6 protein-coding genes are annotated in these 12,781 nt (G+C 56.9%); 1 reads left to right on the top strand and 5 read right to left on the bottom strand.

Annotated features, from left to right (window positions below):
• Positions 1-204: transposase (locus tag BUB69_RS25025; protein ID WP_141121908.1), on the top strand; the 204-nt coding region annotated here is incomplete at its 5' end.
• Positions 205-481: 277 nt separating this feature from the next.
• Here BUB69_RS25025 and BUB69_RS25020 read toward each other — a convergent pair.
• From BUB69_RS25020 to BUB69_RS28330, 5 genes are all read right to left on the bottom strand, one after another.
• A complete protein-coding gene (locus tag BUB69_RS25020; protein ID WP_073172103.1) occupies positions 482-1,021 on the bottom strand; it encodes a DUF2247 family protein in 540 nt (179 codons plus the stop codon).
• Between the two features lie 428 nt (positions 1,022-1,449).
• On the bottom strand, positions 1,450-1,725 hold the full coding sequence (locus BUB69_RS25010) for a YrhB domain-containing protein (RefSeq protein ID WP_024651180.1): 276 nt from the start codon (positions 1,723-1,725) through the stop codon (positions 1,450-1,452).
• Positions 1,725-2,111: a toxin glutamine deamidase domain-containing protein gene (locus BUB69_RS29240; RefSeq protein ID WP_281250964.1), complete on the bottom strand. Its 387-nt coding sequence runs from the start codon at positions 2,109-2,111 to the stop codon at positions 1,725-1,727. Before BUB69_RS29240 ends, BUB69_RS25010 begins: the two co-directional genes overlap by 1 nt.
• A gap of 52 nt (positions 2,112-2,163) precedes the next feature.
• Positions 2,164-2,907 (bottom strand): hypothetical protein, encoded by a 744-nt coding sequence (locus BUB69_RS25000; RefSeq protein WP_245825325.1) that lies wholly within the window; start codon positions 2,905-2,907, stop codon positions 2,164-2,166.
• Entirely contained in the window at positions 2,904-12,401 is a 9,498-nt protein-coding gene (locus BUB69_RS28330) for a hemagglutinin repeat-containing protein (RefSeq protein ID WP_084537185.1), read from the bottom strand. Before BUB69_RS28330 ends, BUB69_RS25000 begins: the two co-directional genes overlap by 4 nt.
• Positions 12,402-12,781: the final 380 nt, after the last annotated feature.

The following is a 12,781-nucleotide window of genomic DNA, read 5'->3' as shown; positions in this document are numbered from 1 at the left end:
AAGCGCAAGATCGAGTACTGCAAAGCTCAGACACGGGCCAAGGTCGAGCATCCGTTTCGCGTAATCAAGCGTCAGTTTGGCTACGTGAAAGTGCGCTTTCGTGGGCTGGTGAAAAACACAGCTCAGCTGACCACGCTGTTCGCCCTGTCGAATCTGTGGATGGCTCGAAAACAGCTGATGGGTATGGGTGAGTTGCGCGTTTAACACGGGAAACCGGGCGGAAATGCCCTCAACGCGGGCTGCATCAGGCCATTTTCAGCAAATAGCGCTGGGTGCCGGGCAAATTGCGACTCGCCGCCGCTGCGTAGCAAGTTGATCGGAGCATCCTTAAGAGGCGAAAAATCATGCTGAAAAAGGGCGTATTGAGCAATATAGATCGTAGGTCGTCAGGGTGAGTGCAAAAAGGGTGCAACTTGACTGCAGAAAGGGTGCAGATCGGGTGCAAAAACACCGGCGCGAGGCCGGTGTCGAGATTGTCAGATCAAGTTGAAGCTTTTCTACAGTTCAAAGCAGCCAGCTCATCTTTCAACCATTGCTCATGCTCATGAATAACGTGATCATAGTTCGATGCAGAGTGGTATTGATGCTGCGGCAAAGTCACCGCACCAGGAATCATCGACAGTGGAGCATCAGCCGGCCACTCCCAACTTGACCAAAACTCAGACAATTTTATCAACCCATAGAGCGGGTCCGAGTCTAGGTTTGTTAGCAGTTCTTCCAATGCAACCGCTCGCCATATTCTCCTGGCTCGTTGCATATCCGCATTTTGAAACTCGCTCATTTTTTGCAACTGCGGGCATAGCTCAGATACAGGCAGATCACGATCGTTAGCCAAGCTAACAATCACGTCGAGCAAGGGATTATTCCCTGCCACCTTTTCAAGTTCGGCGTTTGCAAAATTTTCTACACAAGACGTTGGCAATCGCTCCAAAAGGCTAGGAATACCACAGACGCCCTGAAGCAAAACGGCCCAGTCAGTCAAGCCATGCTTGGCAATTCGTTCAAAGACTGCTTGAATCATGGTTTCACCGGTATACCGTTAACAGTTCCATTTGGTACAAACATTCTGTGTGTTACACCGCCCAACTTCGGATCTACAATCCATTCAAACCTACCCGACACACCATTGTAGCTACCTGATGCTTGGTAAAGCGACGAGCCGTTGTTGAGAGGAAATTTAGTCGCACTGTTTGCATAGTTATCAACAATATCGGGAAAACCATGCGCAACCGGAGTCGATGGGAACTCTTGGATGGCGTAAGGAGCATTGGGTTTCTCTAGCTCTGAGTACACAGGTATTGGTTTTCCATCAGCCCCAACAACTTGTTTGTTCGGAAGTTGGTCTACTTTATTTCCGCTACCTTGACCCTTCGTACCATTCTCAATGCGCGCTTCGACTAGAACATCATTTGATAGCGCTGCTCCTCCTTTTGCACCGAAAAACCAATCTTATTTTTTTGACTTACTGATTACGTAGTGATCAAGATATTCTTTCAGCGGCTTGGCGGTCCCTAAAACATGAAGCTCTCCAGTTTCCTTATCAATCAGGAATGGTCCGTTTCCAGCCAGTTGAGCCGACAGGCTCCCTGTCTCCAAATACTCTTTAGATTGATAGCAAAAAAACCATCCCTCAGAGAACTCGCCCTCATGTGTTAGCTGCAAAGCAATCTCAGAGTCTTTCAAATATTCCTTAGCTCTTTCCAAAGCGTATTCGTAGGTAATCATTAGTTAGTTCTCAGTAGCTGCAATGTCTCAAAATTACTCATATTTTCCGGCTTTCCAGTCTGCCCATCGAGATAACGAATAGCACCATTCTGATTAACCACGTTGAATACATGGCCTGGCTGACCTGGACCATAGGAGGCAAACACAATCCCACGTGCGCCGTCCCCACCACCAATCATGTGCTGGGTGATGGTTTCGGGTGAAGACACACCGCTAAACTTAGCTCCATATTGCTTCTCCAGCACGGTCAACGGAACACCCTTGGTGGAGTTTATCGGCAATGCAGATGCTGGATTACCTGCCAGTGTTGCATCAGTAGCAATTGAACAATTAACGCAGTTATGAGTTCGCCCAGCGTCTGGATAACCTGGATTGACGTTCCTTATTGAACCGGCAGTTTCGTCCGCAACCCCTACCGCTTTTGGACCAACTAAAGCGTCAATTTAATCCAAATAAAATCCGCCTGAGAGCACGTTGTTTTTCTAGAGTTGAGCCATCAGAAAAAACCTTATCAGACGCTACAACTTTAAAAAACTTATCACACTCATAAACTTTAAATCCCTGGCTTTCCAACAACGAAATGCTAGCAAATCCATCCACACCAGTTCTCTCCCAGAAGAGCTTTCCTAGCCACATAGTGCTTCCAATCGCCTCAATATATCCTTGCCTGAGCACGTTACGGCCAGGATTCCTTGAGGTATCAATTTCCATTTGATCCAAGGGGGGAGGCAAGCCATTAGACTTCATTGGAAGACCTGAAAGAGGGCGCCCCACGCATTCATACTCTAGAGGGTCTGTAGCGTTCTGCCAAAAATCATATTCGACATCAGAAACCCATGCCTGAATAAAACCTTCAACACTGAGAATAGGCCCTATTTCCTCTTCCAGCTTAATATTACTATGACCCTCTGATTCTTCTAGTACCAAAAAGCAATAATCCAATGCTGGAAGCAACCCGAATCGGAGCTCAAACCCACCAGACATCAAACCACTAGGCCAAGATTTTTTTTTCAATATTTTCTTTTCAAGCGTTTTAATATCAACCTTAACCCCATGCAGAAAAAAAACTGCGGGGGAAGAAAACTTATTTAAAAGCTCCTCAACCAAGGCCAGCATCTGCAAACCACTGGTCGACTTGACATCAAAAACAAACTTGAATCGCTTCATCTTTTCAGGTCTCACTTGAATTCTTTAACAATCACTTTGACATTATATTCACGGCCGAATTCGATAAGCGACTTAGCAGCAGCCGAACCACTAGGCTGAACTCGCAGATCAAGCACCATATTGGCTGGCACACCATTGACTTTCGCGCCATTTGTCCCTAAGTCGATAATATGATCTTGCATTCGGCCCAACCACGTACTTCCTGCCGTATCTACAGATTTCAGACTAACGAGCGTATTACCATTCTGAAAATCAACAAGCGGGAAATATCCATTTCTTTCGGCCCCTACGTTATACCAGCCGCTCTGCGGTGAATACTCAGTTTTAGCAAGGTGTGACTCAATGTCTACCCCTCGTTGAGTCGGTTTAAGAGTCCAAACCTCTGAAAGATTCGTTGTTAGATCTTTTGGACCTACCTTACCCGCCCCACCTATGCTCGCAGCGCCTGTCCCTACAACCCCGGTCTCCCCGGAAACAACACCGGACGCCGACGGCTTCACCACAACACCCGCCCCGCCAGACGTTACACCAACCAACCCCATACTGTTAAGCACCGCCTGTGCGCCAAACATCACCCGCTCTGCCGGGGTCGCCTCAAGACCGGTGACGGGGTTCTGACCACCAAAGGCCAGGTAGCCTTGGCAACCAATGCCCGCTGGCCCCATACCGGCACAGCCCGCGTCGAAAAGCTCTTTGGAGGTTTCGTTGAGTTGAATACTGGCAGTAGCCAGTTCGGTCGCCGTTTTTGCCTTGTAGATTTCCGACTGTTCGTAGCTGGCCGGGGCGAGCACCCATTCCTGCCCCAGGTCGGTCTGGATCATCGTGTTCGAAACAACACACACACCGTTGCCCGATGTCGCGCAGTTGACCAGCTGCCCCGGCTCTACTGTCGTCGCCGGGGTTTTGAGGAAGTCATCCTCGACCGCCGCTGTTTCAGGGAGCAGCGAGCCCGCTTTTTCCAGAAGGTTGTCGATGTCCCTGGACAAGGCTTGGCACTCGGCCGACGACACGCCTTCGCAGGTGTCGGCAAACTGCTTCCGTTTCTGGTTCAGCACCAGGTCTTCTGCACCTCGCAACTGGTTGTTCTCGACAGCGTTTTTAGCCGCACCAGCGCCTGCCACCGCATTGCCCGCATCGCCCCCGACAATCCCACCCACCAGTCCACCCGCCAGAGTCGAGAGCGCGGAAACGTTCTGTTTTTCTATCTCGCTCAGTTGGTCAATAGGTGTGTCTGGGTAGAGTCGTGTGGCGATCAGCTCGCCAATGCTTGCACCTGCCGCACCCGCGGCCGCAGAGTTTTGCTGGGACTTGGCCAATACAGCCCCAAGCATCGCATGAGCCATCAAACGGGCTTCGAGGTCATCGCCGGTATTGTCTTTAATAACGCCTGCCAGATAAGGCGTTGAAGCCCCCACGACGGCTTGAGTAAAGTCCCCGGTCGCGAGCCCTTGAACAGCGGCTGTAAACGCTTGAGCGCCTCGCTGCAAGCTGCTTCCAGTGCCGTACTTGTCCATGGTGCTCTTGTAGGCTTTGGTTTCCTGCAATGCCTCGACATACGCTTGGCGATCCTTATAGGAGGCATTGGGGTCTTCCCCAGGCATATGTTTATCTTTCAGCTCGGCTTGGCCCGCCTTAGCCGCCTCAATCGAGCCCTGAGTGCGGATAATATCCATCGACTGATTGCCGATATCAGCGATCAACTGGGCCTGCCGCAGTCGTTTCTGCTCCTTTTCCTTATCGAAAATAGGACTCAGAGAATTATTGGCGTGCGCCACGTCACGACTGAGCGTGTTGACGTCCTGCTGTTGCCGGGCCTGATCACGGACCGTCACTTCCCCATTCGATATCGCGGAGTAGGTTGTACTTTTGTCGTTACCTTTGTTGTTTGAGCCGACCAGCAGCAGACTGCCCATGTTGCCAGTGAACATGGTGCCGACACCTCCCCCAGTACCTCCAGTAACGCTTTGGGATTGGCTGCTGAACTCGGCCTTGTTGCGAATATCTGTCCAGCCCAGCGTGCCGGTATTCAATCTGTTTTTGTCAGCGGTGGCCGTACTGCCGATAACGCTCCCGTTGAGTTGGGTATGCCCACCCACATCAATCTGGTACCCGTCCTTGCCTGCAAACAGCCCCGTCTGCTCCTTGACACTGTCAAAGTCGGACTTGATCTTGCTCTGGCTGACACTGGCCGAACCACTACCCGTCATGGTGCCGATAGTGAAGCTGGCGCCGCCACTGACGTTGGACTGTCTGGAGTCGTAGCGATCTGTGTCCTGCTGACTGCTTAGCGTCAGATTCCTCTTGATGTCGGCAACAATTTTCTGGCCACTGACCTGCGCGCCCTCAAGGGTCGTGTCTCGGCCACTGTTCATCGTCAGTTGGTTGCCCGCGTTGACGCTGGTTTCCGTCCAGACTGTGCCGTTACCGTTTTCTCTGCCAGACCCGGAATTGCCATTGGCAAAAATGCTCAGACCTGCACCGCTGGTGCCGAACCCGAAACTGATGCCTACAGCGCCACCGCCGCTCTTGTTGCTGCCGTCAAGTTTCTGAGTGTTGAGCCCGGATTGCAGGTCGATATCCCTGGCAGCGGACAACAACACGTCATTACCAGCCTGGAGCTTGCTGCCACGAACGGAAACATCACCATCCTCAGCCGCTGACTGACCATTACCAGTCGCAATGACGCTGAGGTTATTGCCTGCGGTGATGCTGCTGCCTTGGCTGACGCTTTGCTCTTCGAGCTGGGTGGAGCTGGACGTCTGCCCGCCCAGAGACAACGCAATGCCGAAGAAGCTTCCGGCCTGTGCGCCTGACTCCAGGGACTGCGCTCCCTGCCACGCTTGATACCCCGAAAGACCTGCCTTGACGCCCTGAAGCGCCGACAGGCGAGTGTCTTCTTCATGTTTGGCCTCCTGGGCGTTCTGCACAGTGGCATTCACTGCCTCGCCCACAACGCCGGAGAGCGCCAGCGTCACCCCACCCTTTTTGCTTTCCTGAAGGGAACGCGTCGAAGCATTACTCGCTGCATCCAGGATGCTTACGTTCTGGCCGGTAAGACGTATGTTTTTGCCAGAGACGATATCCGAAGCAATAACATTGAGATCTTTGCCAGCGGTGACATTCACATCCCCCAAAACACTGCCGACAGTGCTGACTTTTTGTGTCGTGCTTTCAGTGCTTTGCTGGTAGGTGTTCTTGGAGGAACCCAACGTGACGCCAATACCGCCGGTTCCCATCAAGCCGGACTTTTTAGTCGACTGTCGGTGTTCGGCATTGAATGTCTCGGCAGCACTTTCGATACGGATATCGTTGCGCGCCTGTACGTTGGTTGCGTCTGTAGAAACGATGTTGCTGCCAGACACCACCACGTCGTGTCCAGCTTGTACCAGCGAGGTATTGCCGCTGAGCGTAGAGCCGGTCAGTGACGTGGTTGTGGCTGAGTCACTACTCGTTTTGCTGGTGCTGGAGAGCCCCAGCCCACCCGATTTCGACTTTGCCGACTGACTGAAATCTGTATTACGGGCCGCACCAAGGTTCACATCATTGCCTGCCAGTACCGCCAGCTCGCCGTTTTCACTTTTAACGGTGGAGCCTGTCAGGTTGATGTCGTTGACTGCGACGACCGTACTCTTGCCTTGGGCCTGAACAACCGACGCAACAGCCTGCGCACTGTCGCTCTCTGTCATCCTCGAACTCTTTTTGCCCCACGAGCCTTTTTTAGTCTCCGAGTAGTAGGAGGTATTGGAGTTCTCAGCGGCTTCAAGGCTCAGGTCTTTACCGGCATACAAGTAAGCTTCATTACCCGCTGTGATTTTGCTGGCCACCAGCGTCGTATCGCGCCCAGTCAGACTGGCAAAGTCGTTGCCTGCTGTCAGTACGCTCGCCAGCTGCGTCGTCTGGCCGTTTGAAGTCGTGATGCGTTTCTTGCCGTCTTTCTCCTTGCCATCAACGTTATGAACATCCGTGGCAGACGTGACATACAGATCACGGGCGGCCTGAATATTCAGATCTCTGGCAGCTGATGCGGTGCTGGCCAGCACCTTCACATCCCGCCCCGCCTCCACCGTCTCATTACCGCCCGCCGTCACGTTCGAGGCGAGGCTCTTGACGTCGGTGGTGATGCTGGATTTATGGCCGCCATCGCTGAGTTGGTGTTTCTCGCTGCGGTCGACTTTGGCGAGCAGGTTGATGTCGTTGCCGGCCTTGAGGGTGGTGTCGCCGCCTGCGCGCAGGGTGCCGAAGTTGGTGATGTCGCGCCCGGCGTTGACCACCAGGTTTTCACGGGCGGTGATGGTGCTGCCGGTGTCGGTGATGGTGCGCGTACCTGCGCCGTCGCGCACCTGAATCGCGGTGCGGTCGTTGAGGATGTCGCCTTTGACGGCCTGCACACTGACTTGCCCGCCGCGGATTTCTCCGGCCATGGCGTTGCGGATGCTGTCCTGCGCAAGCATCTGCAGGTTGTTGCCTGCATCGACCAGACCGCCCTGATAGATGCTGCCTTCACTGCGCACATTAAGGTTATTGCTGGCGCGCAGGGTGCCGACGTTGACCAGGTCGCCACCGGCGATCAGGTTCAGGTCACGGCCTTGAATCAGGCTGTTGCCGCGCACATTTCGCGAGTCGGCCTGGGCCAGGTAGAGCACGGGCACGAGGACTTTCTGGCCGTCGATGACGCGGTTTTCCATCCACACGATGTCGTGGGTCAGGGCGCTGACTTGCTCGCCAGACAACGAAACGCCGAGGCTCAGATGGAGCGCGTCCTTGCTGGCCAGGGCGTTGTCCATCAGGTAGCGGTATTGGTCGTAATCGCTGGTAAGGCCGTCGGCGAGGAAGCGGCGGCCGGTTTGCGCCAGCACGGAGTCGCGGATAAGACGCTGTTCGTAGAGCCCGTCCCCCAGGCGACGCCAGTTGCTGTCAGCACTGATGCCGAGCTTGTCGAGGACGTAATCCGAGCCCAGGAACTGCGACAGGTCGGTCAGGTTCGGATTGGTCTCGATCAGGTAACGGCTGGACGGGTCGGGGTTGCGGATGAACAGGCCGTAATCGCCCTTGGGCAGTTGAAAGGTCGCGCCAGCCGTGGGGTCGATGGTCGCGAACGGAAAGCCGCTGTAGTCCACCGGTGTGAAAACGGTCTGCACACTGCCGTCGGCGGCCACGCGCTGAACCGGCTGCACAGCGGCGAGGCTGGCGGCGGTCGCATCGGTGGCCTGCTTGTTGATCGTGATGTCGATGCCGCCAAGCTTCGCGCCGGTCTGATCTTCACCCAGCGTGCCGGTCAGTATTTCGGGCGTGTTGTTGGCACGCAGCGAGCCGTTCTGCACGGTTCGTGCGACGTTGAGGTTCACGGTGCCGCCCGCCTGTAGCGTGGCGGCGTATTTGGGTTGCGGGTTGTCCGTCCAGGTCGTGCTGTTACTCAGCTCGGCGAAACGGCTGTCGGCAGAGCGGGCCTTGAGCAGTTCGAATCGGGCCAGGTCAAAGTTGCCTGCGGCGACGGCGGCGTTGAAGGCCGGAACGTCGACGAACTCCATCTGATCCCAGTAACCGGTGTCGATACGCCCCGGTGTGCCGATCTGGATGTTGTTTTGTCCGGTGCGCTCGGAAGCGCCCTGATTGAGCAAGTCGTTGGCGGTGATGCTCAGGTTCTGGTTCGCGGCCATCAGGCTGTAGCGGTTCTGCACGTTACCCGCCTGAATGGTCAGGTCCTTGCCTGCCACCAGTCGCGCGGGTGCCGAGTCCTTGCTGGCGGTTTCCAGAAGGGTCTGGTCGATGTTGATCAGGCCGCGTTTGAACGAGTCGTGGCCGCCGCAATGCTGACCGCACTGCCAGTCCAGGCGGCCGGAGATCACCTTCTGGCCCAGTTCGAATTCAGCCTTGGCGTTTTCCACAGCGCTGGCGCTGAGCAGGATGTTGCCTTCGCTCTCCACCGTACCGGACAGGTTGCTGAACCGTTGCGCCGGGCTGCCATCGACGTTGGCGACGCTCAGGTCGCCACGGCTGTAGACATCACCGTAGAGGTTGCTGAAGTAGCCGCTGCGCAAGGCCATCGTGCCGCCGCTGAACAACAACGAGTCCGCACCGTTGGTGATGCCGTTGCCAGCGTTGAGGTTGACGTTGCCCTGTGCGCCCAGCGTGCCACGGTTGTCGATCTGCGCGGCGTTGATCTGCAGGGTTTGACGCGCTGTCAGGTAACCCAGGTTGTAAAGCGCGCCGCTCAGGTTCAGGCGTGCGTCGGTCCCGGCACCGATCCGGCCGCCGTTCTGGCTGACGTTGTTGGCGTTGAGGGTCAGCAGTTTCTGCGCGGACAAACGCCCACTGTTGGTCATGTCGCCGGTCAGGTTCAGCGTCAGGTCGCCGTCGCTGAGCAGTTCGCCACCGTTGTCGAGGTTTTTCAGGTTAAGCGTCAGGCCTGTGCCACTGGCCAGCCGATCTCCGGCCAGCAGCGACAGCGAGTCGCTGGTGTAAGTCAGCGCGCGGTTGAGCTGCACGCGGCCCAGACCGTTGACCGTGCCGAAATGCCAGTCGCCATCACCCAGGGTAGTGATGCTGCCGGCTGCGCCCGTCACGCGATCAAAATCGAGGGTCATGACGCCGCTGTTGGCGTGCTCGATGGTGCCGGATCGGTTGTCCAGCGCTTTGGATTTCAGGGTGAACGCCTGATTGCCGATCTCGATGCTGCCGTTGCTGTTGTTGACGCTGCTGGCGAAGTCGAACGTGCTGTTGTTGGCCGCAGCCGCCGCAGCGGGAGTCGATGCAGCCGTGCTGTCGGCGGTGGCTGTGTTCAGCGCGCGGAGTTGCCCCGACGCGCTGTTGTCCAGCGTGTCGCCCTTGAGGGCCAGCGAGGTGTTGGACTCGATCAGGCCACCACGGTTAATCAGATTGCTGGCCGTGATGTCGACCGTGTTGCCGCTGATCTGGCCGCCGCCGGTGTTCGACAGCGTGGCGCCGTTGAACAGCAGTGCGGTCTTGGCAAAGAGCTTGCCCGCGTTGCTGGTCAGCGAATCGACAGTCAGCTTCAGGTCGTCCTTGAGGCTGGCAACCATGCCCGCCTGCGTGCCATCGCTGCTGGTGTTCAGCGAGCCTGCCGTGACGTCAACGCTGTCGCCCTGAATCGTACCGCCTACGTTACTGATAGTGCCTTTGCCCAGTTCCAGACGGGTCAGGCCACCGGTGGTCAGCAACGTGCCGCCGTTGTTGTCCAGCGCGCTGCCGGTAAACGTCAGCCCGCCGGAGCCTGCAATCAACTGGCCTTTCTGGCCGTTGCGCAAGGTGGTCGATTGAAGGCTCAGGCGATTACCGCGCACGGTGCCGCCCTGGTTGTTGACCTGGGATGCACCGCTGACAGTGACCAGGCTGCCGCCTGCATCAATGAGACCGGTCAGGTTGCTCAGCACGTTACTGACTTTCAGGGTGACGTCGCCGCCGTTACCCACCAGCGCGCCTTTTTCATCGTTGATCAGGCGCGGCGTTTCGACCGTGATGGTCTGACCCAATACTGTGCCCGCGCTGTTATCCAGCCAGGCACCGGTCAGCAGCAGGCTGCCATCGCTCTGAATCTGCCCTTTGCGGTTGAGCAGCTGTGCCTGCGTAGCCACTTGATCAAAGGTCAGGCTCAGGCCTCGCGCACCTGCGGCAATCAGCCCTTGGTCGCCGTTGTTCAACCCGGCGGCGCTGAGGTCGATGCGGTCGCCGACCATCTTCCCGCCCCGGTTATCGATCTGCCCGCCAGCGGTTGCCACGTTGACGCCTGCACCGAGCACGCTGCCCTTGCGGTTATCGAGGCTCCGGGCTTTGAGGTCCAGATCGCCCTTGACGGCCAGGAGGCGGCCGCTCTGATTGATCACGTCACCGGCGGTGAGTGTCAGCAGGTTCTGCGCCTGTACGGTGCCGGAGCTGTTATCCAGCAAGCGACGCGCCACGACTCGCGCATCACCGGTGCTGGCAGACAGCAGGCCGGAGCGGTTGATGAGCGTGTCGGCTTTAACCGTCAGGTCGTTGGCGGCAATCTGGCCGTCGCTGTTGTCCAGGTCATCGACGCTCAGGTCCAGGCTGCCGTTGGAGGCCTGAATCAAACCGTTTCGGTTGCTCAGGCTCTGCAGTTGCAACGTGACTGCCTGCCCCGTGCCGAAGCGGATCACACCGTCCAGATTGACGATGGCCGGCGTCGAGAGCGCCAGCGATTGCTCGCCAACGATCCGTGCATTCAGGCCCTGGTTGGTGATCCGGGCGCTGCCGAGTGTCACGTTCGCACCCTGCACAACGCCCTGGTTGGTCAGGTTGCGATCGGCCGTCACGTTCAGGGAGCGGCTGGCTTCGATGTTGCCCGTGTTGCTGAGCACGGGGCTGGTGATGCTCACATCGCCCCGGTCGTTAAGGCTGTTATCGCTTTCGATGCCCGAGGCGATGACCCCGTTATTGGTGACCTTGCCTGCGCTGACGTCGACACGCTCGCGCACGGCCAGACTCTTCTGGTTGACCAGTTCGCCCGGCGTGCGCACGTTGGCACTGCCCGCATAAGTCCGGCCGGTCATTTCGACGCTGGGTGCCGTGACGTTCAGTGCGCCCTGGGCCGAAGCCTGTGCCATGTTCAGATGACCGTTGGCATCGATCTGGATATCGCCGCCACTGGCCGCCATGTTGCCAGCCGTACGCACGCCAACGCCCTGTTCGGTGCCAACCAGTTTGATCGAGTTGGCGTACATGCCGCCCAACGCGGAAGAGTCGATGGCCAACTGGGGTTTGTCGGCAGCGTTGCCCGCACGGGCGGTGGTCGCCAGCGAGTCGTCATTGACGTCGTTGGCACCGGTGATGACGTTGAGTTGTCGGGCGTAGATATCGGCATTGATCTTCGCCGAGCGGGTGATGATGTCGAACTGATCAACCGTGCTGGCATCCAGCCCTTGCCCGTCGATGGTGATCGCGCCGCCATCAACTTCGAAGTGATCGAGCTTGCCGCTTGCGTCGAGGACAGGTTTACCTGTGCTCAGGGTCACGCGGGGCGTGTTAATGAAGCCGCAGCCGCTGCAACTCACGCCATAGGGGTTGGCGATGATGACTCGTGCGCCTTGGCCGGCAACCTCGGTGTAACCATTGAGTTTGCTGGGATTGCCGCCATTGACCTCGTTGAGGATGGTGCTGGCGGCGCGCCCGCCCAACTGACTGTTGCCCAGGATGTTGCCGCCCAGTTGAGTGCCCTGGACAGCGTTCGTCGCATTATTGAGGATCACGCCCTCGCTGCCGACGTTGTAATCCTTGAACTGGTTATGTGAGAGACCGGCCCCGTTGGGCGCGGCGATGTTGATCACGGGCACGCCGTTGCCCGCCTGCCCTACCGACGTCGGGGTGCCACCGCTGACCGCAATGCCGTCCGCCTGTGCCCAGATCGGTTGCCAGAACATGACGTTGGCCAGCAACAAGGCGAGCAGACGCTTGGGCATGCCGAGAAAGCGCGTGCGAGGGGCAACGGCAGCCGACGGCTGACGGGCGAGAAACTCCAGGTGACGAACGTCCATATTCCAGATCTCGAAGCAATGTCGAATCATTAAAAGCAGTCCGACACGGACATGCCCGCACGCCACCCTGAGGGTGGAGGTGATGCAACAGATAAATAGTCAGGGATGCGGCGCCTGAGCATCGGCCCGGGCACAGGCCGCATCAAAAAATTCAGGACATGACTCGTCCCCACAGTGCGCGCCGCACGGCTGGAAGGCCTGCGCAGGGCGTCACGGCGAACTGGGTAATATTTTGTAACGAGCGTGAAACAGACCGGGGAAAAAACAAATAATTCCCGTGCGGAACTATTTTCACGAACTGTGTCACACAAAAAGGTAAGGGGTTGTGAAGGGGTAGCGAGCGGTCAAGACGCCCATGAAAATTCGAAAACACTGTTAAT

The organism is Pseudomonas asturiensis, assembly GCF_900143095.1.
Taxonomy (GTDB): Bacteria; Pseudomonadota; Gammaproteobacteria; order Pseudomonadales; family Pseudomonadaceae; genus Aquipseudomonas; species Aquipseudomonas asturiensis.
Note: the sequence above shows the minus strand (reverse complement) of the source record. Positions and strands in the feature narration are given on the sequence as shown.